The sequence below is a fragment of the Nocardiopsis prasina DSM 43845 genome, assembly GCF_000341265.1.
GTDB classification, from domain to species: Bacteria; Actinomycetota; Actinomycetes; order Streptosporangiales; family Streptosporangiaceae; genus Nocardiopsis; species Nocardiopsis prasina.
In genome coordinates this window covers 1-25,045 of sequence record NZ_ANAE01000199.1, presented here as the reverse complement: position 1 = coordinate 25,045, position 25,045 = coordinate 1, and the positions used below count along the sequence as shown (strand labels likewise).

Genomic DNA, 25,045 nt, shown 5'->3' with positions numbered 1-25,045 from the left:
GTGCCCGTCGGGCGGCCAGGGTCTGGGGGATGGGAGCGTCGGGCGGTCGACCGTCGGTCCGGGGGTGACGCGGCCCGCTCGGGGTTACCGAAGGGGAAGTACCCGGGTTCGCGGTCGTTCGTATTCCGCACAGCATAGGATGCCGCTCCGTGAGCGAGCGACCGCGTTCCGACACACTGTCCACCAGGGTCCCAGCGGAAAGGGGGGCGCGCGAGGGTCGGACGGCCCTGGAGTTCCCCTCTCGCGATTGGCACTCTCCGTTCTGACGGCATCACCCTGGGTTCCTGTCAGTGGGCACAGGGGAGCCCCGGCGCCGAGGGCGGCCGGGGCTCGGGGACTACGGCAGGGTGAGGATCTCCGCGCCGGAGTCGGTGATGACCAGCGTGTGCTCGAACTGCGCGGTCCACCTGCGGTCGGCGGTGACGGCGGTCCAGCCGTCGTCCCACATGTCGTACTCCACGCCGCCCAGGGTGATCATGGGCTCGATCGTGAAGGTCATGCCCGGCTCCATCACGGTGGTGGCGCGCGGGTCGTCGTAGTGCGGGACCACGAGGCCGGAGTGGAACTCGGGGCCCACACCGTGGCCGGTGAAGTCGCGCACCACCCCGTAGCCGAAGCGCTTGGCGTACGACTCGATGACGCGGCCGATCACGTTGATCTGCCGCCCGGGGCGGCAGGCCTTGATGGCGCGCATCGTGGCCTCACGGGTGCGCTCGACGAGGAGGCGGTTCTCCTCGGAGACGTCACCGGAGAGGAACGTGGCGTTGGTGTCGCCGTGCACGCCGTCCTTGTACGCGGTGATGTCGATGTTCACGATGTCGCCGTCGCGGACCACGGTGTCGTCCGGGATGCCGTGGCAGATGACCTCGTTCAGGGAGGAGCAGAGCGACTTCGGGTAGCCCTTGTAACCGAGGGTGCTCGGGTAGGCGCCGTGGTCCAGCAGGAACTCGTGGCCGATCCGGTCCAGCTCGTCCGTGGTCACCCCGGGCTGGACGTTTTTGCCGACCTCTTCGAGCGCACGAGCCGCGATGCGTCCCGCCTCACGGATCCGCTCGATCGTCTCCGGGGTCTGGACGTCGCCCAGGACGCCCTCCACGGGACGCTTCTGACCCACGTACTCCGGCCGGACGATGTGCGAGGGGACCGAACGTTGGGGCGAGATGCGCCCAGGAACCAGCGGAGTAGTCATGGACACTGATTGTAGTTCGTGGGCGCGGTCAGGAGCGCCCGGCGGAGGGTAGGTGCCACACGTACCCGCAACGACGAGAGGGGTCGGTAGTGAGCGACGCACAGGACGACGGCTGGTGGTACTGCCTCCGTCACGGCAGGGTCGAACACGGCGCGGGATGCCCCGACTCCCAACGGCTCGGCCCCTACGAGGACGAGGCCACGGCGGCGCGCGCACTGCGCATCGCGGCGGAGCGCAACGAGGCCTGGGACGAGCAGGACGAGAACGAGGGCAACAGCTGACGGAGCAGGGGCCGGGCCGGAGGAGCACCGGCCCTGCGCGTTCCCCCGCCGGGCCCGTTCTGACAGGATCGGCGCATGAGCGAACACGACGCACAGCAGGGCGCGGACATCACCGGGCTGACCATCGCGGTCCTGGGCGGGACCGGCGACCAGGGACGCGGGCTGGCCCGCCGCTTCGCGCTGGCCGGACTCCCGGTCCTCCTGGGTTCCCGCAGCGCCGAGCGCGCGGCCCAGGCCGCGGACGCCCTCGTGGCGGCCGAGTCCACGCCGATCGAGGTCCGGGGGCTGGCCAACGCCGACGCGGCGGAGCGCGGTGACATCGTGATCGTCGCCGTTCCGTGGGACGGCCACCGTGAGCTGCTGGTGTCGCTGGCCGACCGGCTCGCGGGCAAGATCGTGGTGGACTGCGTGAACCCCCTCGGTTTCGACAAGAAGGGCCCCTTCGCTCTGGACGTCCCCGAGGGCAGCGCCGCCCAGCAGGCCGCCGAGGTCCTGCCGGGCAGCCGGGTCACCGCCGCCTTCCACCACGTCTCCGCCGTGCTCCTCCTGGACCCGGAGGTCGACCAGATCGAGCTGGACGTCCTGGTGCTGGGGGAGGACCGTGAGGCCACGGACACCGTGCGCGCCCTGGCGGACCGGATCCCCGGGGTGCGCGGAGTGTTCGGCGGGCGGCTGCGCAACGCCCACCAGGTCGAGGCCCTCACGGCCAACCTCATCGCGGTCAACCGCCGCTACAAGACGCACGCGGGCGTGCGGATCACCGGTATCTAGGCGGCCCACTCCCTGACCTTCTCGATGAGCCGGGCGGGGTTCTCGCCGACCGGGGTCACGTTGAGCTGGGTGACCCCGGCGGCTCGGAAGGCCTCCACGCGTTCGCGCACGTAGGACTCGGGGCCGACCAGGTTGGTCAGCTCCACGAACTCGTCCGGCACCGCGGCGGCGGCCTCGTCCTTCTTCCCGGCGAGGTAGAGGTCCTGGATCTTCTCCGCGGCCTCCTCGTAGCCGTAGCGCTGGGCCACCGTGTTGTAGAAGTTCCTGCCCTTGGCGCCCATGCCGCCCACGTAGAGGGCGATGACCGGGCGGGTGAGGTCCGCGATCCGTCGGGTCTGCTCGCCCTCACCGATGGCGAGCAGCCCGCCCGCGGAGATCTCCAGCGCACCCAGCCCGGGATCGCGCTTGGCCCTTCCCTTGGCGAGGAACCCGCCCCACACGCTCTCGGCCTTCTCCGGGATGAACAGGTGCGGAAGCCAGCCGTCGGCGATCTCGGCGGTCATCTCGACGTTCTTCTCACCGAGGGAGGCCACGTGGATCGGGATCCGTGAGCGCACCGGGTGGTTGATGATCTTGAGCGGCCTGCCCAGGCCGGTGCCCTGCTCGGGAGGCAGCGGCAGCTGGAACACCTTGCCGTCGTGGGTCAGACGCTCCTCGCGGGCCCAGACCTTGCGGCAGATCTCGATGGTCTCCCGGGTGCGGGCGAGCGGTTTGGTGTAGGGGACGCCGTGGAAGCCCTCGATCACCTGCGGGCCGCTGGCCCCGAGGCCGAGCACGGCGCGCCCGTCGGAGAGGTAGTCGAGACCCGCGGCGGTCATCGCGACGAGCGTGGGGGTGCGGCTGTACATCGGCAGGATGGCGGAGCCGATCGTCACCCGCTCGGTGCGGGCGGCGAGGTAGCCCATGAGGGTGGGGCTGTCGTAGCCGTAGGCCTCGGCGACCCACACGGTGTCCAGCCCGGCCTTCTCCAGTTCGACGACCTGATCGACGGCGTCCTTGGGCTCACCCGCGTACTGGAGCGGCATCGAGATGCGCATGTGCTGTCCTCCCGTGGGCCGGACCCCGGCCCGCGTCGGTGCTCGGTGTGTCGACACTGTACTACCGAGCCCCGTTCGGTTTTAGGGTGCCGTCCGGCCTTCGTGCCCGACACCTCCCACCCAAGAGGGATCCGGGCTCGGCGGCGGGCTGATCAACCCGATACTGAGCGCGGTGATCTTCGAACGCCTGCCCGCGCGCATGGTCGGTCGGGGGATGTCCATGGTGGGGGCGCTCGCCCGGATCGGAGCGCCGGTCGCGGCGCCGGGCGTCGGGGTGGCGATCGGCCTGTTCGGGGTCTCCCCGGTCCTGGCCGCCGGGGCCGCGCTGTACCTGGCGGCGGTGTGCCTGCCCGCCTTCGGTCGGGCCGCGCGGGGGCTGGAACGGCCCCCGGAACCACCGGAGGCCGTCCAGCGGCCGGATCAGCTGGCGTAGGTGTGCTCCTCGGCGGGGAAGCTCCCGCCGACGACCTCGGACGCGTAGTCCGAGGCGGCCTCGCGCAGCGTCTCCGCCAGGTTGGCGTAGGTCTTGACGAACTTCGCCACCCGGGGGCTCAGCCCGGCCATGTCCTGCCACACCAGCACCTGGGCGTCGGTGGACGGACCGGCGCCGATCCCGATGGTCGGGACCGCCAGCTGCTCGGTGACCTCGGCGGCCAGATCGGCCGGGACCGCCTCCAGCACGACGGAGAACGCGCCCGCGCGCTCCAGCTCCTTGGCGTCCTTGAGCAGACCGGCGGCGGCCTCGCCCCGGCCCTGCACGCGGTAGCCGCCCAGGGTGTTGACCGACTGCGGAGTCAGGCCGATGTGGCCCATGACCGGGATGCCCGCCGAGGTCAGCAGCTCCACCTGGGGGGCGACCGCCTGGCCGCCCTCCAGCTTCACCGCCTGGGCGTTGCCCTCCTTCATGAACCGGGAGGCGCTCTCCAGCGCCTGCTGGGGGGAGGCCTGGTAGGAGCCGAAGGGCAGGTCCGCCACGACCAGGGACCGCTGGGTGGAGCGGGCCACGGCGGCGGTGAGCGGGACCAGCTCGTCCACCGTCACCGGGACGGTGGAGTCGTAGCCGTAGACCACGTTGGCGGCGGAGTCGCCGACGAGGAGGACGGGGATGCCCGCCTCGTCGAAGATCCGCGAGGTGAGGGCGTCGTAGGCGGTCAGCATCGGCCAGCGCTCGCCGCGCTGCTTGGCCAGGGCCAGGTCACGGATGGTGACGCGCCGATTGGTGACCCCGCCGTACAGGGCGTTCCCGGCGGAGGGGGTCTTGGCTGTGGTGCTCATGATGGTTCTTCCTCCGTTGTCTCGAAGCACCCGCTGGGGGGTGTCCCCGGACCTGTGGACGAAAACTGTTGTCGTGCGCTCGCGCGCGGTTCCCCGAAGGGAGGGGTTCCTCGGGAGGAACGGCGTGCCAGAGGGGGATGTTCCCCGTCTCCCGTCCACCGGTTCCCTGCCACCCGGCGGCGCCGGTGCGGGGGGAACGGGTGTGCGGGGGTGGCACGCAAGCATCATCGCACGGGACGTGCCGCGCCGTCCTCCCCGGGGAGGCGGCCGTTTTCGGACCCGTCCGGTGAGCCCGGTGCGGTGCGGGGCACCGCGAGGGGGCGGCTGGTTAGCATGACAGGCGGCACCGGATGGACGGCGGAAAGGGTGTTCGTGGACCAGCAGACAGCGCACCGGCGCAGGTGGGGCGGGCTGGCGGTGCTCATCATCTGCCTGCTGGTGATCGTGGCTGACAACACGATCCTCAACGTCGCACTGAAGACCCTCTCCGACCCGCAGCGCGGCGTGGGCGCCAGCCAGTCCCAGCTGGCGTGGGCGATCAACGCCTACACCCTGGTCTTCGCCGGGCTGCTGTTCACCTTCGGGGTGCTCGGCGACCGGTGGGGGAGGCGGCGGCTGCTGGTGGCCGGGCTGGTGGTGTTCGGCACCGCCTCGGCGCTGACGGCCTACTCGCAGAGCCCCGAGCAACTCATCGCGGCGCGCGCCGCGATGGGGTTTGGCGCCTCCATGGTGATGCCGCAGACCCTGTCCGTGATCACCAACGTGTTCCCACCCGAGGAGCGTGCGCGTGCGATCGGCCTGTGGGCGGGCGCCGTCGGCCTGGCGATGGCGATCGGCCCCTCGGCGGGCGGTCTGCTCCTGGAGAACTTCTGGTGGGGTTCGATCTTCCTGGTCAACGTGCCCTTCGTGATCCTCGGGCTGTCGCTGATGTTCGTGCTCATCCCCGAGTCCAGGAACGAGAACGCCGGACGCCCGGACGTGCTGGGCGTGCTGCTGTCCATCCCTGGACTGGTGTTGATCGTCTACGGGATCATCACGGCGGGGGAGCGGGCCTCACTCACGGACTGGGACGTGTACGGCTCGCTGGTGCTGGGTGTGGGGGTGCTGGTGTTGTTCGTGTTCCACGAGTCGCGCACCACCGACCCCTCTCTGGACGTGCGCTTCTTCCGGGACCCCCGGTTCAGCGTCTCCGTCGCCACGGTCATGGTGCTGTTCTTCAGCATGGCCGGGATCATCTTCTTCCTCAGCTTCTACTGGCAGAGCGTGCGCGAGTTCCCTCCGTTCATCGCGGGGCTCCTGGTGCTTCCCGCCGCTCTGGGCCAGATGATCTTCGCCCCGCTCAGTCCCACCCTGGTGCGCTACGTGGGCCCGCGCGCCCTCGCCCTGGCGGGTGTGGCGACCGTCTGTTGCAGCTTCGCCTTCTACACCCAGATCCGGGTGGACACCCCGCTGTACTTGATCATCGCGTTCTTCTTCCTCCAGACCTCGGCCATGGCGGTGGTGCTCACCCCGGCCACCAACGCGATCATGTCCTCGGTTCCGCCGGCCAAGGCCGGGGCGGCGTCGGCGGTGCAGAACACGGCGCGCCAGATCGCCACCGCCATGGGGGTGGCGGTGCTGGGGGCGGTGATCTCCTTCCGTTACCGGGCGGGGATCGAGCCCACGCTGGACTCGGTCACGGAGCGGGCCCACGACGTGGACCCGGCGCAGGTGCGGGCGGCGGGTGAGTCCATCGAGGCCACCATGGTCCTGGCCCAGCAGTTGGGCGGGGAGGGTGACGCGCTGGTCGCCCCGGCCAAGGAGGCCTTCGTGTCGGGCCTGCACGCGGCGGCGCTGGTCTCTCTGTGCTTCGGCCTGCTGGGACTCGCGGTGGTGTGGAAGTGGATGCCCCGGGAACCGCCCACCCACGAGTCGAACGATCGGACCGCGAGCACCTCCTAGCGCGGGCGCACCGAGAGGAGGCCGCGGACCCGGTCGCGGATGTCCCGACCAATGACCCCCGCCCCGACGGGATCCAACGGACATACTGGACCTCATGCAGGTCCACGAACCCTCCCCCGTCTTCGTCGGTCGCCACCACCACCTGTCCCAGCTCGCGGCGGACGCGCGCCGCACCGTCCCTGAGGGCGCCCGCACCGTCCTGGTCTGCGGCGGTGCCGGGGTCGGCAAGTCCCGCCTGTTCACCGAGCACCTGCGGCGGGTGTCCGGCACCCCCTCCGCCGTGGGCGGATGCCTGGAGCTGGGCGCCGAGGGCGTCCCCTTCGCCCCCTTCACCGCCCTGCTGCGCCAACTCGTGCGCTCGGGCGGATCCGCCGCCGAGCCCACCGGCGACATCGGTCGCCTCCTTCCCGGACCGGGCGGGGCCGCAGGGACCGCCGACCAGGGGCGCGCCCGGCTGTTCGAGGCGGTGCTCGCCTTCCTGGAGGAACGCGCCACGCCCCACGGCCTCACCCTGGTGATCGAGGACCTGCACTGGGCCGACACCTCCACCCGGGACCTGCTCGTCTTCCTGCTCCGCAACCTCGGCCCCGCACCCGTCCAGCTGCTCGTCAGCGTGCGCACCGACGACCTGCACCGCACGCACCCGCTACGCCGCCTGCTCCCCGAACTCGAACGCCTGCCCGGGGTCCGGCGCCTCGACCTGGAACCGCTCTCCCGTGACGAGGTCGGCGCCCAGGCCACCGCCCTGCGCGGCCGGGAACTCGACCCGGCCGACCTCGACCTGCTGTTCGAGCGCAGCGGAGGCAACCCGCTCTTCGTGGAATCGTTCCTGGCCGCCAGTCACGACCCCGCCGGAGCGCCCATCCCGGACGGCCCCCGGGACCTGCTGCTCTCCGCCGTCGAGCCCCTGCCCGAACCGACCCGGCGCGTCCTCGGCCTGGTCGCCACAGCGGGGACCCGGGTCCGGCACACCCTGCTCGCCAGCGTCGCCCGCCGTACGGGGGTCTCCGAGGAGGACCTGGAAGCCGCCCTGCGCCCGGCCATCGACGCCCGGATCCTCCGCTCCACCGCGGACGGCTACGCGTTCCGGCACGCCCTGCTCTCGGAAGCCGTGCACACCGACCTCATGCCGGGCGAACGGGTGCGCGCGCACCGGCGCTACGCCGAGGCGCTCCAGGAGGGAGTGGAGCGCGTACCCGAGAGCGAGCTGGCCCTCCAACTCGCCCACCACGCGCACTGCGCGCACGACCAGCCGCTCGCGCTCTCCGCCGCGTGGCGGGCCGCCGAACACGCCGCCGCCGCGCACGCCTACCCAGAGCACCTGGGGCTGATCGAACGCGTCCTCGAACTCTGGGACCAGGTGCCCGACGCCGCCGAACGCGTCGGCCTGCCCCGTGACCAGGTGCTGGCCCGGGCCTCCGAGGTCTCCCTGGTCGCCGGTTCGCTGCGCAGGGCGGTCAGCTACGCCACCGAGGGACTGGAGGAACTCGGGGTCACCGGCGTCCACGATCCCCGGAAGGGCCGCCCGGAGAACTTCGAACGCGTCTCCCGGCTGCGCCACGCGCGCGGGCGGGCGCTCAAGGAGTTGGGCCGTGACGGCGCGATGGAGGACCTGGCCGAGGCCTCCATCCTGCTCACATTCAACCACCCGGACGCCCCCGGGGTGGCCGCGACCATGGCCGCCACCTTCATGATGCGCGGCCACCACGAGCAGGCCGCCAGTTCGGCCCGCCGCGTCCTCGCCCGCGCACGCGAGCTCGGTGACCGGCGCAGTGAGGCCGACGCCCTCATCACCCTCGGTAGTCTCAGTGGCCCCCTGGACGCGGACGAGGGACTGGAACTGTTCGCCGAGGGCATCGGGCTGGCCCGGGAGATCGGTGACGTCCCGGCCGAGATCCGGGGGCTGATCAACCTCAGCGGGTACTTCAAGAACCTCGACAGGCTGGAGGAGAGCGCCCAGGTCTCCCTGGAGGGGATGCGCCGCTGCCGTGAGTTCGGGCTGACCCGGACCCAGGGCGGGGCGTTCGCCTGCGGGCTGGCGGTCACCCGCTTCTACCAGGGGCGCTTCTCCGAGTGCGAGGAACTGCTGACGGGAGTCACGGACGGAGGGGTGACGTGGGCCCGGGCGCTGACCCTGCGCATGCACCTGGAGCTGTACCGCTGGCGGCCGGACGCGCTGAGGGCCACCCTGAACGAGTTCCACCGCGTGCTTCCCGCACAGGTGAGTTCTCCGGTGGAGCACCTGCCGGTCCACGCCGTCCTCCAACAGCTGGCCGTGTACGAGGGTCGCCTGGTGGACGCGGGACGGATGGCCCGGGACCTGCTCTCCAGCGCGACTGGCGACCGGTCCCTGACCCCCCTCGCCCACGGCCTCTACCGGTCCACTCAGGTGTGGCACGCGTCGATCGTCGCGCGACTGGCCGAGGAACCGGGGGACGAAGCCCGCCGCCTGGCGGAGGAGATCCGCGAACTCAGCGAGAAGGTGGCCGCGAACCCCGAACACGCCGACTCCCCTCCGGTCCGGCTGGCCGCCAGGGCCTGGCTGGCCCCGGACCCCGAGGAATCGCTGGCCCTGTTCGAGGCCGCGGTGGCCGCGGTCGTCCCCAGCGGCCACGTCCTCGTGCGGGCCGAGTACCAGTTGGCCGCGGCAGGGGCGGCGCTGCGGGCGGGGCGCCGCGACCGCGCGACCGAGCACGTCGACACCGTCCACCGCCTGGCCGTGCGGCACGGCATGGCGCTCTTCGAGCGGGAGACCCGCGCCCTGCGCGCCCGCCACGGCCTGCCCGACCCCGACCAGAACGCCGCCACCGGTGCCACTCCGGAACGCACGGCGCTCCCCGCCGCCCCCGGCGGCGGGGCACCACCGATGGGCCTCACCCCACGTGAGGTGGAGGTCCTGGCGGAGGTGGCCAGGGGATCAAGCAACCGTGAGGTGGGGGAGGCGCTGTTCATCTCGGCCAAGACGGTGAGCGTGCACGTCACCAACCTCATGGGCAAACTCGGCGTGCGCAACCGCACCGCCGCCGCGGCGAGGGGGCGCGAACTGGGACTGTTCTGACCCGCCCCGGTTCTGGGCGTCCCGGGCATACTGGGGCGTATGTCCCCCTCCGCCTTCGTCGGCCGCCAACAGCAGGTCGACCACCTTCTCTCCGACGCCGCGCGGGTCCGTTCGGGAGGATCCAGCACGGTCCTGCTCTGCGGTGACGCGGGGATCGGCAAGTCGCGGCTCCTGGAGGAGTACCTGGAGCGCACGCCCCTGCGGCACGCGGCCCTGGGCGGATGCCTGGAGCTGGGCGCCGAGGGCATCGCCTTCGCCCCCTTCACCGCGCTCCTGCGCCAGCTGGTCCGGGCGGGCGGCCCGGCACCCGGCGAAGGCAGCGATCTCACCCGTCTCCTGCCCGGCCCGGGGCGCAGCCCCCAGAGGCGCCCCGGCACCGACGACAACTCCCGGGCCAGGCTCTTCGAGGCGGTGCTCACCTACGTGGAGGAGTACGCCGACCCGGGCGGCCTCAGCCTGGTGATCGAGGACCTGCACTGGTCGGACGCCTCCACCCGCGACCTGCTGGTCTTCCTGCTGCGCAACCTCGGCCCCGCCCCCGTGCACCTGGTGGTCTCGGTGCGCTCGGACGACCTGCACCGGGCCCACCCCCTGCGCCGGGTCCTCCCCGAGCTGGAGCGGCTGCCCCGGGTGACGCGGCTCGACCTCGACCCCCTCACCCGGGAGGCCGTCGCCGAGCAGGCCGCCGCCTTGCGGGGGCGGGCCCCGGACCCCGCAGCGCTGGACCTGCTCCTGGAGCGCAGCGGCGGCAACCCGCTGTTCGTGGAGTCCTTCCTCGCCGCCCCCGGAGGCGCCGTCCCCGACGGCCCGCGCGAACTCCTCATGCGCCGGGTGGAACCCCTCGCCCCCACCACCCGCAAGGTCCTCGGGCTGGCCTCGATCGCCGGTGACCGGGTCGACCACGGGCTGCTCGCCGAGGTCGCCGAGGCCTCCGGGGTCGGTGAGGACGACCTCGACGAGGCGCTGCGCGAGGCCGTGGACGCCCGGGTGCTGAGCGCCACCGAGACCGGTTACCTGTTCCGGCACGCACTGCTGGCCGAGGCGGTCCAGGGCGACCTGCTGCCGGGCCAGCGGGTGCGTGCCCACCGCCGTTACGCGCAGGCGTTGGAGAGTGGCGTCCCGGGTCTGGCCCGCACGGAGACAGTCGCCCAGCTGGCGCACCACGCCTACGCCGCGCACGACCACCCGAGGGCCCTGGCCGCCTCGTGGGAGGCGGCCCAGCGGGCGCGGGACGCCAGCGCCTACCCCGAGCACCTGGCGTTGCTCGAACGTGTGCTTGAGCTGTGGGAGCTGGTCCCGGACGCCGCCGATCTGCTCGGGCTCTCCCAGGGGGAACTGCTCCTGGGGGTGTGTGGGGCGGCGCAGATCGCGGGCAGCCTGCGCAGGTCGGTCGAGCACGCCAGTGAGGCCCTGTCCGACCTCGACCCCCGGGTCGATCCCGAACTGGTCGCCCGCTTCCTGGTCGCGCGGGGTCTCTCCTACAAGGAACTGGGGCGCATCGAGGCGCTGGACGACCTGCGCGCGGCCGCCGCGCTCGTCCCCGACGGACATCCGGAGCGGGCCGTGGTGAGCGCCACGACCGCGTCGGTGCTCATGCTGAGGGGCAGCGACGCCGAGGCGGAGCGGGTCGCCCGCGTGGCCATCGAGGAGGCGCGGGCCTGCGGGGACTGGGTGAGCGAGGCCGACGCGCTGATCACCCTGGGCAGCCTGCTGGACCACACGGGATCCGATGAGGCTCTGGAGATGCTCCGGAAGGGGGTGCGGCTCGCTCGGGAGCAGGGTGCCGTCCAGGTGGAGATGCGCGGGCTCAACAACCTCGGCAGCAACCACGCCAGCCGGTTCGAGTACGCGGAGTGGCTGGCGTGCGCGCGGGAGGCGCTGGACCGCTGCACGGAACTGGGGGTGGCCCGCAGCCAGGGCGTCGGCCTGGTCAACGGGGTGGCCAGTGCCCTCCTGGCCTCGGGGAGGGTGGAGGAGGCCCGGGCGGAACTGCTCGCGAGCCCGGCGGGGGAGGACCTCATGGGAGGGCGCCGACAGGCCATCATCGCGCAGCTCACCGCACTGGAGGGGGACTGGGAGGGCAGCCAGCGCGCCCAGGACGAGTTCACCCGCCTGCTGCCCCGGGAGACCGCCACCTGGGTGGAGTACATGCCGCACTACTACACACGGGTCCTGCTCCTGCTGTTCGGGCCCGGAGAGCGGTGGGCCGAGGCCGCCCGGGTGATCCTGGAGGGGGAGCGCGACATCGGCATGCTCTCCCTGGTCCGGTTCAGCTCCAGTGGTCTGTCCGCCATGGCGATGGTGGCCTGGCGGCTGCGGCGCCGGGCCGACCCCGGGGACCGCGTCCTCGCCGACGAACTGGCCGGGGCCCTGTCGACGCAGCTCGACCGGGAGGACTGGCCTGTCTCACCGGTGGGAGAGCTGATCGGCTCCACCAGCAGGGCCTTCCTGGAGGAGGACCCGGCTCTGGCGCTGGCGCACTGGGAACGGGCGCTGCCCCTGGTCGGCCGGGCGAGGGGGCTGACCCGGTACGCGTGTCTGTTCGGGGCCTTCTGGTCCGCGTACGAGACGGGGGACACCAGTGGTGCCCGGGAGCTGCTGCACCGTTCCGAGAGGCTGCTGACCGAGCTCGACCTGCACTTCGCCCGCCAGTTCGTGGCGGAGATGCGCGCGGTCCTGCCCCGATCGGCCACCACAGCACCACCCGCCGGACTGACCCCACGTGAGGTGGAGGTCCTGGTGGAGGTGGCCAAGGGGCTGAGCAACCGTGAGGTGGGGGAGGCACTGTTCATCTCGGCCAAGACGGTGAGCGTGCACCTGAGCAACGCGATGGGAAAGCTGGGGGTGGCCAACCGGACGGCGGCGGTGGCGCGTGCCCGGGAGTTCGGCCTGCTCCAGACCTGAACTCCCGGGCGGCTATTCGGGTGGACCGTCAGGTCCGGGAACCGGCTCGGCTGATCCGTGCCAGTGAGGCCTCGACGTCCACCCGCTCGGTCGGCCGGTTGTAGGGGAGCTTCGAGAGCAGGTGGACCATGGCGCACGTGTTGGTGATCCCCGCGAAGGCCAGCCCGGCGCCGACGAACGCGGCCACGAACACGGCGGGGGTCCACCACAGGCTCAGCAGCGCCGCGACCAGCACGATCGAACCGGCGACAAGGCGCACCTGGCGGTCCAGGGCCCACCGTTGCGGCCCGTGCACGGCGGGGCCGTCGGCGGCCGCCCAGGCGTTCATGCCGCCGGTCAGCACCACGGCGTCGTCCATTCCGGCGGCGGCCAGCCGCCGCCGCGCCTGTTCGGCGCGGGGTCCGGACTGGCACACCAGGACGACCTGCTCGGAGGCGTCCCGGGCGACCCGCCCGGCGTGTTGGTCCAGCTCGCCCAGCGGGAGGTTGACCGCCCCGGGGATGTGCGCGCCCTCGAACTCGGCGGGGGTGCGCACATCCACCAGGAGCGGGGCCGACCCGCTGTCGAGCCTGGCTCTGACGGTCGCTGCGTCGACGGACTCGATCATGTGTGTGTGACTCCAGGAGGGGAGAAGGGATAGTCGACAGCTTTGGTAGGAATTCTACCCCCCGGGGTATGTGACGTGCTTGCCACTCCTTCCGGGAATACCCCCCGCCGCGAAGCCCGGCACCCGGTCAGAGCGTGGGCAGATACCTCTGGAGTTCGTACGGGGTCACCTGGCGTCGGTAGGAGTTCCACTCCGACTTCTTGTTGCGCAGGAAGAAGTCGAAGACGTGCTCGCCCAGTGTCTCGGCGACCAGCTCGCTGTTCTCCATCAGGCGCAGCGCCTCGTCCAGGCTCTGCGGCAGCGGCTTGATGCCCAGCGCGCGGCGCTCGGAGTCAGTGAGGGCCCAGACGTCGTCCTCGGCGCCCGGCGGCAGCTCGTAGCCCTCCTCGATCCCCTTCAGCCCGGCGGCGAGGATCACCGCGTAGGCCAGGTAGGGGTTGGCGGAGCTGTCCAGCGAGCGGATCTCGATCCGGCTGGAGTTCGACTTGCCGGGCTTGTACATCGGAACGCGGACCAGGGCCGAGCGGTTGTTGTGCCCCCAGCAGATGTAGGCCGGGGCCTCACCGCCCATGCCGGCCGAGGCGGCCGGGTCGTCCCAGATGCGCTTGTAGGAGTTCACCCACTGGTTGGTGACGGCCGCGATCTCGTCGGCGTGTCGCAGCAGCCCGGCGATGAACCCGCGCCCGACCTTCGAGAGCTGGTACTCCGCGCCCGGCTCGTAGAAGGCGTTGCGGTCACCCTCGAACAGCGACAGGTGGGTGTGCATGCCCGAGCCCGGGTACTGCGTGAACGGCTTCGGCATGAACGTGGCGTACACGCCCTGCTCCATCGCCACCTCCTTCATCACGAGCCGGAAGGTCATGATGTTGTCGGCGGTGGTGAGCGCGTCCGCGTAGCGCAGGTCGATCTCCTGCTGGCCGGGGCCGCCCTCGTGGTGGCTGAACTCCACCGAGATGCCCATGGCCTCCAGCATGTTGATCGCGTTGCGGCGGAAGTCGTGGGCGCTGTTGTGCGGCGTGTGGTCGAAGTACCCGCCCGAGTCGTTGGGCTCGGGGAACTCGCCGTGCTCGGGGAACTTCTTCAGCAGGTAGAACTCGATCTCGGGGTGCGTGTAGAAGGTGAACCCGAGGTCGGAGGCCTTGCCGAGCTGGCGCTTGAGCACGTGCCGGGGGTCCGCCGGGGACGGCGAGCCGTCGGGCATGAGGATGTCGCAGTACATGCGCGCGGTGCCGTGCGGCTCGTTGCGCCATGGCAGCACCTGGAACGTGGAGGGGTCGGGCTGGGCGAGCATGTCGGCCTCGTAGACCCGGGCGAAGCCCTCGATGGCGGAGCCGTCGAACCCGATGCCCTCGGAGAAGGCGGCCTCCAGTTCGGCGGGTGCGACCGCCACGGACTTGAGGTACCCGAGCACGTCGGTGAACCACAGCCTCACGAACCGGATGTCGCGCTCCTCCAACGTGCGGAGCACGAATTCCTGCTGTCGATTCACGATCAAACCTCCTCGATGCCGGTCGGTCCCGGCCCGGTCCGCGCACGTGAGCCGTGCCGGGAACGATCTCCCGGGGCCAGTCTGCCGTGCGGATATTTCCGGGGCATTTCCGCACACGCCAGCCAGCCTGCCCGGACCTCCCCCGCACAGGCATTATGACCGCTGAACCGGGAGGTTCGGGACGAGCTGTGCCAGGCCGAGTTCGCGCGCACGCGCCCCGGCCGTCGCGCGGTTGGGCACACCGAGCTTGCCCAGGATGTTGGACACGTGCACGCTCGCGGTCTTCGGGCTGATGAACAGCGACTCGGCGATGGCCGCGTTGGTCGCGCCCGAGGCCAGAAGCCGCAGCACCTCGGTCTCCCGGGCGGTGAGCCCGGCGGGCGCGGGCGGCGGCACGGACCCGCCGGACAGGCCCGTCCCGAGCCTGCGCGCCAGGTCCTCGGCCGCGCGGGCCAAGGGTGACGCACCACACGCGGCGGCCGTCTCGTGGACCATGCGGGTCAGCTCCACGGCACGTGACCGTTCCCCGGCGGCGACCCGGGCCTCGGCCTCACGCAACCGGGCCCGTGCCCGGTGCAGCCGCATGGGGGTGGCGTCCCAGGCCGTCACCGCGGCGGCCCACGACGCGGCCAGGGACGGGGCCTCGGTCCCCCCGGCCTCGGCCAGCAGGGACCGCACGGTCGCCGCGTACGCCGGTCGGACCAGACCGTTGAGAGGGAGCCTCCCCGCGACGGTGCCGACCAGCCCGCCCACCAACCGGGCCGTCTCCCCGTACTCCGCTCCTCCGCGGGCCCGCTCCGCCCCCAGCCGGGCGGCCTCGGCCATCTGTTCCAGCAGCGGCCACGAGTACCCCGGAGAACGCTCCAGGGCCGCCTGCTCCAGGACGTCCCGGGAGAGGGACAGCGTCTCGGCCAGGTCACCCTCGGCCAGGGCGGCGTCCAGCATCCCCGTGGTGCGCAGCTGAACGATGTCCATCCGGTGCGCGTCCAGCATGGAGCGGTCGCCGCTGGGCCCCGCCTCGGCCCGCGCCGCGACCACGTCTCCCATCGCGGCCGCGGCCCGCGCCTCCACCGCCTGCATGTAGTGCTGGTGTTTGCGGTCGCCCAGATTCCTGCTCAGGTAGCGGCGGTAGACCTCCCGGCTCTGGCGGAGTTCTCCTGTCTCGAAGAGGATCTCGGCCCGGTTCTGGTGGTTGAAGGACCGGTGGAAGGGCGCCCAGCTCAGTGCCTCGTGCCGGGCGAGGGACTCCTCCAACACGCGCAGGCCCTCCTCGTGGTGACCGAGTTCACGCAGGAAGTGGCCCAGGTTCCCTGCTCCGCGCGCCTCCATGTAGGGCTCACGCAGCTCCATGGCCTCCGCCATGCCCCGTTCCACCAGAGGGCGCCCGTGTTCGACGTCACCGTCGCGCATGCGGACCCCGCCCAACGTGATCCGGGCGTCGNGGCTGCCGCCGTCGGCCGCCTCGATCGCGAGTTCGGCCAACGTGCTGGAGCCGCGGCCGGTGTCGTTCAGTTCCTGGAGGATGCGCTGCGCGGGCGTCGGCTCCCGGTCCTCGCGCAGCATGGCGCTCTCCCGGGCGAGGATGGCCAGGAGCTGGCTGTACTCCGGCATGTGCGGCGGGTGCAGTTCCAGGGCCCGCACCAGGTCGTCCAAGCCGCCGCCGCGCACGTTGGTGGAGCGGGCCTGCCCGCGCTTGCGCAGCAGGATCGCCCGTGTCGCGAGGGTCACGTCGTCGTCGGCGTCCTCGGGCAGGGTCGCCAGCGCCTCGTCGACCAGCTCCAGCGCGCGCCGGTGGCGGTCGGCGGAGATCGCCGCGCTCGCGGCCTGGCTCACGACCTCGGCCCAGCTGTGCCCCTCCACCCGGTCGCCGGGGTCGGGTACCCGGTCCCACAGGGCCAGGACGCGGTCCAGCATGCCCAGGCGTTCGCCGAAGGCGAGCGTCCTGCTGGCCTGGACAGCCGCCCGCCAGGCGGCCTCCATGGCCCGGGGCAGGTCCTGCGCGGCGTGGTAGTGGTGGGCCTGCTCGGCGGCGCGGCGGTCCTTGGGGACCGCGTCCGGGTACTCGTCGATGAGCTGCGCGTAGCGCAGGTGCAGCCGGGAGTGCGGCCCGGGCAGGATCTCGTGGTGCACGGCGTCGCGCAGCAGCGCGTGCCGGAACCGGTAGCCGGTGCGATGGGGGCGCAGCACGTTGGAGTCGACCAGGGTGTGCAGGGCGGCCTCCAACTCACGCTCGGGCAGGTCGACCGCGTGCTGGAGCACCTCGTGCTCGATACCGTCGGCCACGGCCCCCACCGCCGCCACGCGCAGGACCGACAGCGTGGTCTCGTCGAAGCGGCGCACCGGTTCCAGCAAGAGGTCGCGGAAGTGGTCGGGCAGGTCGGGGTCGTCGTCGGAGGGGCAGGTCTCGGCGGCGGCCAGCGCCTCCACGAACAACGGGACGCCCTCGCTGCGTCGGAAGAGCGTGTCCAGGGCGTCCTGTTCCAGTTCCTCGCCCCGGATCGCCGTGGCCTGGGCGCCCACCTCCTCCCGGGTGAACGGCTCCAGCACGATCCGGCCCACGCACNTGTGGAGGGAGCCGCCGCAGCGGGTGCGTGCGGTGCAGGTCGTCACTGCGGTAGGTCGCGATGACCTGGGTCCCGGGCCGGGAGAGGTTGCGGGCGAGGAAGACCAGCAGGTCCCGGGTGGCGCCGTCCGCCCAGTGCAGGTCCTCCAGGACGACGGTGACCCCCGCCTCCCCGGCCACCTGCTCGAACAGGCGCAGCACCTGTTCGAAGAGGATGCCCCGGTTCTCCCGGTGGTCGGCGGAGGGCTCGCCGAGTTCGGGGAGGAGCCGGGCGAACTCACCGGTCCCGCCCGGTGCGGCCGCGTCGAACGGGGGACGCCCGCGTTCGCGCAGGATCTGGCGGAGCACGGCGGTGAAGGGGGCGTAGGACAGGCCGTCCACACCCAACTGCAGGCAGGCGCCGACGAACACCGTCCCGGCGGGCCGGGTCGCGGCGAACTCGGAGACCAGGCGGCTCTTGCCGACCCCCGCGTCCCCGCCGACCAGCAACGTCTCCGGTGACCCGGTGCGCACGCGTTGGGCCTGGTCTGCCAGGAGACGGAGGTGGTCCCGGCGGCCGACGAAGAGGGGACTGGTTTCGGAGCGCGCGGCGGCTGAGTTCGGCCTGGCGCAGGCGTTCGTCGCTGAGCGCGCGGGCGGTGGCGGCGCGCAGGTCCTCGAAGGTCATGGTGGTGGTTCCTCTTCCTCTGGGTCAGCGGGTGCGCGGGAGCCGTTTGCGGGGCCGAACCCGTGTCCCGCCCCGATGACCTCCACGATCCGGCTAAGAACGGACCCGGCGCATCGGTAGGAATCAGCGGTTCCCCGCCCGGCCCGGGGGATGGCGTCCTAAGACGGGTGGGAACCGTCCTAAGCGCCGCGTGGGCACGGCCGATTCGCCAAACGCCCCGGCACTTCCTTGACTCCGGGGCCCTGAGCCGGACAAGTGTGTGAGGTGGCCGGTCGTCTCCTGCGGGGGGCTGCCTGACCGGCCCCAGTGGTGAATCTCAGGAGGGCGTGGGATGACTCGGGTCGCTTGCGGGACCGACCGACGGGGCACGTTCGGGCGAAGGGCCGGAGGGGTCGTCGCGGGGCTGGTCGCGGCCGTGCTGTGCGCGGCCCCCGCCGTCGCGGACAGCGGTGGGTTCGGGGACGCGGACGCCGTGCGGCTGTCCCTGTCCGGGGTGGACGAGCCGCCGCTTCCCGGCGAGGAGGTCGTCTACCGGGCCACCGTGGTCAATGGCGCGGGGGTCGAGGTGGAGAAGGGCCTGCTCGCGCAGCACGTGCCCGAACCCCTGACCGTCCAGGAGGTGGGCGAGGGCGGGATCGTCGAGGAGGGCGTGGCCAACTGGAGGGTGGACCTGCCGGAGGAGGGCGAAGGGGTGTACACCGTCCGGGTCCGAGTGGCCGAGGACGCCGAGGTGGGGGAGCGGGTGGTGAGTACGGCCTGCCTGCTGTTGGACCGGGACGCCGAACCCGCGGCCTGTGCGAGCGACACCCTGCTGGTCGGTGACCCCACGGTGCTCTCACGGGTGGGGGATCTGATGGACCGGGACGGTCTCGTCCGCGCGGTGGGCGTGGGGGTGCTGATGTTGTTGGTCTGGCTGCTGTGGCGCCAGTGGGGCGCCTCCCGCAGAACCTGACCGGGTGGGTGTCTGATTTGTTACGTCACTGCGTCAGAAAGACGGGAGCTTCAACTACAACGCGTAGTAGTGTGCGGGTATGGACTTCCTTTACTCCGCGCTCGTGTTCCTGCACATGATCGGCCTGGCCGGGATCATCGCCGGTTTCCTCATGCAGCTGATGACCGACAACGTCAAGGCCACCAAGGTGCTGCTGCACAGCGCCCTGCTCCAGTTCGTCACGGGCCTGCTGCTCGTCGGCGTGGCCGAGATGGCCGACATCGGCGAACTCAACCACGTCAAGATCGGCGTGAAGCTCGTCATCGCCCTGGCCGTGGTGGTCGTCGGTGTGCTCAACCTGCGCAAGCCCGCGAAGAACCTGGCGATCATTGCCGGGGTCCTGGCCATCGTCAACATCGGTGTGGCGGTCTTCTGGTAGACGCCGCACCCGACCCGCCCGCACGGGTCTGTCGCCGGTGGCGGTCCGGAGTGCTCCGGACCGCCACCGGCTTTTTCGTCTGGAAAATCTTGCAGCTCCTTTCGTCCAGATCAGAGCCGCGTTTCCACCATGTGTGCGTCTGAGCCGCCGTTCACGCGGTGTTCACAGGCGGGAGTTGGTCTGTTACCTTCGTTACCTCAATGCAAACTCTTGCGGAAACTGCAAGAGAATGCAGCACCTCCCCCAAGGAGCGCACATGAGAACACCCCGCGTCGGCGCCCTCGCCGGAGCGGCCCTGCTGGGAGCCGCCCTGCTGGCGGTTCCCAGCCCGGCCGCCACCCAGGACGCCGAACCCGTCTCCGCGCAGAACCCCGCCCAGAACGGCAACGGGGACACCATCGTCCACCTCTTCCAGTGGAACTGGGACTCCGTCGCCGCCGAGTGCGCCGACTTCCTCGGCCCCGCCGGATACGGCGGCGTCCAGGTCTCCCCGCCCCAGGAACACGTGGTCGTCCCCTTCTCCGAGGGCGGCAACCACCCCTGGTGGCAGGACTACCAGCCGGTCTCCTACCGGATCGACAACACACGGCGCGGCACCGCCGAGGACTTCCAGGAGATGGTCTCCACCTGCGCCGACAACGGCGTGCGGATCTACGTGGACGCCGTCATCAACCACATGACCGGGCCGGCCGAGGGCACCAGCACCGGCAGCGCCGGGACGGAGTGGGAGCGCTACGAGTACCCCGACCTGTTCGGGGACGGCACCGCCGCCTACTCCTACGACGACTTCGGCCCCTGCTACGACACCATCGAGAACTGGAACGACAAGGACGAGGTGCAGAACTGCCAGCTCCTCGACCTGGCCGACCTCGACACCGGTTCCCCGCACGTCCGTGACCAGATCGTCCGGTACCTGAACGGCCTCGTCGCCATGGGGGTCGGCGGTTTCCGGGTGGACGCCTCCAAGCACGTGCCCGAGGACGACATGGGCGCCATCGTCGGAGCCCTGGACGAGGTCCCCGGCTTCGGCGGCGCCCCCCGGGTGTTCCACGAGGTCTACGGGGACCAGACGATCCCCTACACCGCCTACACGCCCTACGGGCAGGTCACCAACTTCGACTACAAGCGCTCCGTCGCCTCGGCCTTCGCCAACGGTGACATCGCCGGGCTCACCGACATGCCCGACCACGGCGGCCTCACCTCGGAGGAGGCCGTGGTCTTCGTCGACAACCACGACACCCAGCGCTACGAGCCCACCCTCACGTACGTGGACGGCGACCGCTACTACCTCGCCACCGCCTTCATGCTGGCGCACCCCTACGGCACCCCCGTGGTGATGTCCAGCTACGACTTCGAGGGCAACGTGACCGAGGGCCCGCCCAGTGTGGGCGAGCAGGACGGCAACCCCGCCGGGTGGGTCACCGATGACAGCGACTGCTCCGGCTCCGCGTGGGTCTGCGAGCACCGGAACGAGGCCGTCAGCGGCATGGTGGCCTTCCGTGCGGCGGTGGACGGCACGGGCCTGACCGAACGGGTCCGGGAGGGCTCCTCCCGAGTGGCCTTCGACCGCGGTGCGGCCGGATTCGCCGCCTTCAACGCCTCGGGCGGGTCCTGGTCGCTGACCGCCCCGACCTCGCTCCCGGACGGCGAGTACGACAACGCCTCCGGCCCCGGAACCGCCACGGTCTCCGGTGGCCAGGTCAGCGCGACGGTCCCCGCCGACGGCGCTCTGGCGCTGCACGTGGGCGGCGAGTGCGAGCAGGACTGCGGCGGCGGTGAGCCGGGCGAACCGGGTGAGCCGGGTGCCCCCGACACCCTGACCGCGACCGTCGAGACCCGGTTCGGCCAGGAGGTGTACGTGGTCGGCTCCACCCCCGAGCTCGGGTCCTGGGACCCGGCCAACGGCGCCCCGCTGAGCACCGACGCGTCCACCTACCCGCAGTGGTCCGGCCCCGTCACCATCGGTTCGGAGACGGAGTGGAAGCTGGTCAGGGTCTCCCCGGACGGCGGCGCGGACTGGGAGCCCGGTGACAACCGGGTCGGCCCGGCCACCGCCGTCACCTGGGGTCAGCGCTGAGACCACCGGGCACCCCCGCGCTGGCGGGGGGGCCCGGCCCGGTTCAGCCCGCCGACGCGTCCTCCAGCGGCGTCGGGCAGGTTTCGCCCGGCTCCACGGTGAGTTCGTAGTGCCACACCTCGTTGGCGTAGGTCTGGCAGAGCCCGAACCTCGCCCCGTGTTCGACGAACCAGTACGCCGCGTCGGTGAGCCCCACGTCCACAGCGGCCCCCTTGACGTGCGAGGAGTCCTGGGGGGAGGCCACCCACCGGGCCGCCTCCTCCTCGCTTCCGTACACCTTCACCGCGGACTCCAGCAGGTAGCGCTGATAGCGCTCGCTGCGCCACCCGCTGGTCACCAGCACCTCGATCCCGGCCTCCTCCAGCGCCGCGTCGGCGGCCTCGCGCACCGCCTCCAGCAGGTCCGGGTCCAGCTCGGACAGCGCGGGCACGCCGTCAGCGGGATCCAGGCCGCCGCCCTCGGGAACGAACCCGTCCTCGTCGCCCAGCGGCGTCAGCCGGGTCACCGGCAGGTCCCGCGTCCAGGACTTCCCGGGGCCCGCCTCGCCCGCGTCGGCCGTCCCGGAGGCCGCGCACCCCGCAAGGGCCACCACCAGGGCGGCCACGGTGGTCAGAACGGTCGTTCGAAAGCGCATGGCACGTCCCTCCTCCATGGGCCGAACCCCGTGCTCGGCGCCGAAGGGCCCAGACCACCAGGGAGGATGTTGCACGGGTGTGTGCCGCCGAGCCAACACTTTCGCAACACCCCGCCTGCCTACACTGGGTCGCTGGCCGAGTGACGGGGGGAACCGCATGCGTGTGCTGGTGGTCGAGGACGAGGTCTTCATGGCCGAGGCCCTTCAGGCGGGACTGCGCCAGGAGGCCATCGCCGCCGACGTCGCCCTGGACGGCGACGCCGCGCTGGAGCGGATCGGGGTCAACGACTACGACGTGGTCGTCCTGGACCGGGACCTCCCCGGCACCCACGGGGACGAGGTGTGCGCGGTCATCGCCCGCGACCGTCCCGGCACGCGGGTGCTCATGCTCACCGCCGCCGCCCGGCTCCGGGACAAGGTGGACGGCTTCTCCCTGGGTGCCGACGACTACCTCACCAAACCGTTCGCGGTCGAGGAGCTGGTCATGCGCCTGCGCGCGCTCGCCCGCAGACCCGCGGCCACCGTCCAGCCGGTGCTGGAGCGGGCCGACCTGCGCCTGGACCCCTACCGGCGGGAGGCCTACCGTTCCGGCCGCTACGTCCGGCTGCCCCGCAAGCAGTTCGCCGTCCTCGAACTGCTCATGCGCGCGGACGGAGGAGTGGTCAGCGCGGAGACCCTCCTGGAGAAGGTCTGGGACGAGCACGCCGACCCCTTCACCAGCGCTCCCCGTGTCACGGTGTCCCAGCTGCGCCGGGCCCTGGGGGAACCCGACCCCATCGTGACCGTGCCGGGGGTGGGCTACCGCCTGGTCGACACCGGGGAGGGGAAGTGAGCGACGGCGGGGTGCGGGTCAGTGCGCGCCTGCGCCTGACCCTGGGCTACGCCGGGTTCGTGGTCGTGGCGGGTCTGACGGTGCTGGTCGGGGTGTACGCGGTCCTGCGGTACGTGCCCGACTATCCGCTCACCGCAGCCAACCCCAGCGACCTGGGTCAACCCATCGCGGCCCGAGGGCAGATCCTGGAGGCCGTCGTCCGGATCTCCGGGGGCGTCCTGCTGGTGCTGGCGGTGATCGGGCTGGTCGGCGGCTGGATCCTGGCCGGATGGGTCCTGCGCCCCCTGAACCGGATCAACGACGCCGTCCTGATCGCCACCACCGGCAGGCTGGGCCACCGGGTCGCCCTCTCCGGGCGCAACGACGAGTTCCGGCAGCTCGCCGACGCGTTCGACCACATGCTGGACCGCCTCCAGGACGCCTTCGAGGTCCAGGAGCGGTTCGCCGCCAACGCCTCCCACGAACTCCGCACCCCGCTGGCGGTCAACGCGACCCTCCTGGACGTGGCCCGGCGCGACCCGGAGGGGCAGGACCACCCGCGCCTGCTCGAACGGCTGGACCTCACCAACGCCCGGGCGATCGGCCTCACCGAGGCGCTGCTGCGGCTGGCCGACGCCAACGCCGTCACCGCGGTGTCCGAACCCGCCGACCTCGCCGAGATCGCGCGCGGGGTCCTGGCCGAGGGCGAGGAGGAGGCGCTGCGTCGAGGCGTCCGGCTGGAGCACGGGCTCGTCCCGGCGCCGACGGTCGGCGACACCGCGCTGCTCACCCAGCTCACCGAGAACCTGGTGCGCAACGCCCTGCGCCACAACACCCCGGGGGAGGGGGACACCGGCACCGCCATGGTCACCACCGGTCGCGACCGGAGCACCGGCGACACCGTCCTGCGGGTCGAGAACACCGGGCCCGTGTACACGCCGGAGACCGCGGCCCGCCTGCACGAACCCTTCCTCCGTGGCGCGGGACGGATCGGGTCCGGCCAGGGACACGGCCTGGGCCTGGCCCTGGTGGCGCGGGTCGTGCGGGTCCACGGCGGCACCCTGGACCTGCGTCCGCGCCGGGCCGACCAGGGGGGAGGGCTCACCGTCACGGTCACCCTCCCCGCCCGCGGCGCCCCTCAGTCGTCGTAGAAGGCGCGTTCCATCACGGCGCGCGCCCGCCGGGTGGTCCGCAGGTAGGCCTCGGTCAGCTGCTCGGCCGGGCCCTCCTGTTCGGGACCCTCCGCCACCGCCTCGTCCTCCTCGGTACCCTCGCCGTCCGCGTCGGTCCCGTCGTCGTCGCCGAACCCCATGGCCTGGGCCAGGGCCGCGCGCACCCGCAGGTCGTGCGGGATCGAGTCGCCGCCCCGGCCGCGCACCAGCATCACCATGCCGCGCACCCGGGAGGCCAGCCGCCACGACCGCTCCAGGGCCACACCGTCGTCGGCGGCCAGGAACCCGTGCGCCACCGCCACCGCCAGAGCGGGCAGCGTCTGCGGGGTGCGCAGGTCCGGGTACTCGTGCGCGTGCCGCAGCTGCACCAGCTGCGCCACCCACTCCACGTCGGACAACCCGCCCCGGCCCAGCTTCGTGTGCAGGGTCGGATCCGCCCCGCGCGGCAGCCGCTCGGCCTCCATCCGTGCCTTGAGCTTGCGGATCTCCAGCACGGAGGCACGGGACACGCCGCCCTCCGGGTAGCGGAGCGGGTCGATCAGCGCGACGAACGCCGAACGCAGCCCCTCGTCCCCGGCGATCGGCCGCGCCCGCAGCAGCGCCTGGCTCTCCCACACCTGTGACCAGCGCCCGTAGTAGGCGGCGTAGGAGTCCAGGGTGCGCACCACCGGTCCGCTCCTGCCCTCGGGCCGAAGGTCCGTGTCGATCTTCAGCGGGGGCTCGGCCTGCGGCATCTCCAGCAGCCGGGCCAGCTCCCGCACGATCGCCAAGGCCTGCTTGGTGGCCGCGCCCTTGTCCGCGCCCGGCATCGGGTCGTGCACGTACATCACGTCGGCGTCGCTGGCGTAGGTCAGCTCACCGCCGCCGAACCGGCCCATGGCGACGACGCACACCCGGGTGAGCTCCTCACCGCCGGACTCGGCCACCACCTTGGTGTAGGCCGCGCGCAGGGCCGCGTCGATGGTGACCGCCGCGATCCCCGTGAGGGCCCGGCCCACCTCCTCGACCGAGCACACCCCCAGCAGGTCGGCGGCGGCCGTGCGCAGCAGCTCCCGGCGGCGCAGGGCCCGCACAGCGGACACCTTCTCCTCCGGGGTGTCGTAGCGGCGCAGGGCCGCGTCCGCCTCGGCCATCAGCGACCGCGTCTCCCGGCGCCGGAGGTCGGCGTCGTCGCCCAGCATGGCCACCGCTTCGGGGGC

The 25,045-nt window shown here is 72.1% G+C and carries 20 protein-coding genes; 11 read left to right on the top strand and 9 right to left on the bottom strand.

The window, feature by feature from the left end; genetic code table 11:
* Positions 1–337: 337 nt before the first annotated feature.
* A complete protein-coding gene (gene map / locus D452_RS0124240) occupies positions 338–1,189 on the bottom strand; it encodes a type I methionyl aminopeptidase (protein ID WP_233515609.1) in 852 nt (283 codons plus the stop codon).
* Between the two features lie 89 nt (positions 1,190–1,278).
* Here map and D452_RS0124235 point away from each other — a divergent pair, with 89 nt between their 5' ends.
* Together D452_RS0124235 and npdG are read left to right on the top strand one after the other, a co-directional pair.
* Positions 1,279–1,470 carry a hypothetical protein gene (locus D452_RS0124235; protein ID WP_017546726.1) on the top strand — a complete coding sequence of 64 codons (192 nt, stop codon included), beginning with the start codon at positions 1,279–1,281 and terminating at the stop codon, positions 1,468–1,470.
* A 75-nt stretch (positions 1,471–1,545) separates the two neighbouring features.
* Positions 1,546–2,241, top strand: a complete 696-nt coding sequence (npdG, locus tag D452_RS0124230; RefSeq protein WP_017546725.1) for an NADPH-dependent F420 reductase — start codon at positions 1,546–1,548, stop codon at positions 2,239–2,241.
* Here npdG and D452_RS0124225 read toward each other — a convergent pair.
* A complete protein-coding gene (locus tag D452_RS0124225; protein ID WP_017546724.1) occupies positions 2,238–3,278 on the bottom strand; it encodes an LLM class F420-dependent oxidoreductase in 1,041 nt (346 codons plus the stop codon). The genes npdG and D452_RS0124225 overlap by 4 nt on opposite strands.
* Before the next feature lie 172 nt (positions 3,279–3,450).
* Between D452_RS0124225 and D452_RS0124220 the strand changes: the two genes are divergently transcribed.
* Positions 3,451–3,711: a hypothetical protein gene (locus tag D452_RS0124220; RefSeq protein ID WP_017546723.1), complete on the top strand. Its 261-nt coding sequence runs from the start codon at positions 3,451–3,453 to the stop codon at positions 3,709–3,711.
* Here the strand turns inward: D452_RS0124220 and panB are convergent.
* Positions 3,699–4,553 carry a 3-methyl-2-oxobutanoate hydroxymethyltransferase gene (panB, locus tag D452_RS0124215; RefSeq protein ID WP_017546722.1) on the bottom strand — a complete coding sequence of 285 codons (855 nt, stop codon included), beginning with the start codon at positions 4,551–4,553 and terminating at the stop codon, positions 3,699–3,701. The two genes, D452_RS0124220 and panB, sit on opposite strands and share 13 nt — an antisense overlap.
* A 372-nt stretch (positions 4,554–4,925) precedes the next feature.
* Between panB and D452_RS0124210 the strand changes: the two genes are divergently transcribed.
* From D452_RS0124210 to D452_RS0124200, 3 genes are all read left to right on the top strand, one after another.
* Positions 4,926–6,494 carry an MFS transporter gene (locus tag D452_RS0124210; protein WP_233515608.1) on the top strand — a complete coding sequence of 523 codons (1,569 nt, stop codon included), beginning with the start codon at positions 4,926–4,928 and terminating at the stop codon, positions 6,492–6,494.
* 94 nt (positions 6,495–6,588) lie between these two features.
* Positions 6,589–9,552, top strand: coding sequence for a helix-turn-helix transcriptional regulator (locus D452_RS0124205; protein WP_017546720.1), 2,964 nt, complete (start codon positions 6,589–6,591; stop codon positions 9,550–9,552).
* A 39-nt stretch (positions 9,553–9,591) separates the two neighbouring features.
* Positions 9,592–12,456 carry a helix-turn-helix transcriptional regulator gene (locus tag D452_RS0124200; protein WP_017546719.1) on the top strand — a complete coding sequence of 955 codons (2,865 nt, stop codon included), beginning with the start codon at positions 9,592–9,594 and terminating at the stop codon, positions 12,454–12,456.
* A 28-nt stretch (positions 12,457–12,484) separates the two neighbouring features.
* Here D452_RS0124200 and D452_RS0124195 read toward each other — a convergent pair whose 3' ends face one another.
* From D452_RS0124195 to D452_RS32045, 4 genes are all read right to left on the bottom strand, one after another.
* Positions 12,485–13,063: a rhodanese-like domain-containing protein gene (locus D452_RS0124195; RefSeq protein WP_017546718.1), complete on the bottom strand. Its 579-nt coding sequence runs from the start codon at positions 13,061–13,063 to the stop codon at positions 12,485–12,487.
* A gap of 127 nt (positions 13,064–13,190) precedes the next feature.
* A complete protein-coding gene (locus tag D452_RS0124190; protein ID WP_026129641.1) occupies positions 13,191–14,552 on the bottom strand; it encodes a glutamine synthetase family protein in 1,362 nt (453 codons plus the stop codon).
* A gap of 153 nt (positions 14,553–14,705) precedes the next feature.
* Entirely contained in the window at positions 14,706–15,047 is a 342-nt protein-coding gene (locus tag D452_RS32050; protein ID WP_449289528.1) for a helix-turn-helix domain-containing protein, read from the bottom strand.
* Positions 15,048–16,776: 1,729 nt separating this feature from the next.
* The gene (locus D452_RS32045) at positions 16,777–17,628 is read right to left on the bottom strand and encodes an AAA family ATPase (RefSeq protein ID WP_239646441.1); all 852 of its coding nucleotides are present in this window, start codon (positions 17,626–17,628) and stop codon (positions 16,777–16,779) included.
* A gap of 485 nt (positions 17,629–18,113) precedes the next feature.
* Between D452_RS32045 and D452_RS0124180 the strand changes: the two genes are divergently transcribed.
* From D452_RS0124180 to D452_RS0124170, 3 genes are all read left to right on the top strand, one after another.
* Positions 18,114–18,734: a hypothetical protein gene (locus tag D452_RS0124180; protein WP_017546715.1), complete on the top strand. Its 621-nt coding sequence runs from the start codon at positions 18,114–18,116 to the stop codon at positions 18,732–18,734.
* Positions 18,735–18,813: 79 nt separating this feature from the next.
* Entirely contained in the window at positions 18,814–19,152 is a 339-nt protein-coding gene (locus D452_RS0124175; RefSeq protein ID WP_017546714.1) for a hypothetical protein, read from the top strand.
* A 256-nt stretch (positions 19,153–19,408) separates the two neighbouring features.
* Complete coding sequence (locus D452_RS0124170; protein ID WP_017546713.1) at positions 19,409–21,229, top strand: carbohydrate-binding module family 20 domain-containing protein; 1,821 nt, start codon at positions 19,409–19,411, stop codon at positions 21,227–21,229.
* Positions 21,230–21,272: 43 nt separating this feature from the next.
* On the opposite strand, the gene D452_RS0124165 is transcribed toward D452_RS0124170, so the two are convergent.
* A complete protein-coding gene (locus tag D452_RS0124165) occupies positions 21,273–21,863 on the bottom strand; it encodes a M15 family metallopeptidase (protein WP_017546712.1) in 591 nt (196 codons plus the stop codon).
* 157 nt (positions 21,864–22,020) lie between these two features.
* Here D452_RS0124165 and D452_RS0124160 point away from each other — a divergent pair, with 157 nt between their 5' ends.
* Together D452_RS0124160 and D452_RS0124155 are read left to right on the top strand one after the other, a co-directional pair.
* A complete protein-coding gene (locus D452_RS0124160; protein ID WP_017546711.1) occupies positions 22,021–22,695 on the top strand; it encodes a response regulator transcription factor in 675 nt (224 codons plus the stop codon).
* Entirely contained in the window at positions 22,692–23,825 is a 1,134-nt protein-coding gene (locus tag D452_RS0124155) for a sensor histidine kinase (RefSeq protein ID WP_017546710.1), read from the top strand. Before D452_RS0124160 ends, D452_RS0124155 begins: the two co-directional genes overlap by 4 nt.
* Here D452_RS0124155 and D452_RS0124150 read toward each other — a convergent pair.
* Positions 23,813–25,045, bottom strand: a 1,233-nt coding sequence (locus tag D452_RS0124150) for a [protein-PII] uridylyltransferase family protein (protein WP_017546709.1), incomplete at its 5' end; no start/stop codon positions are given. The genes D452_RS0124155 and D452_RS0124150 overlap by 13 nt on opposite strands.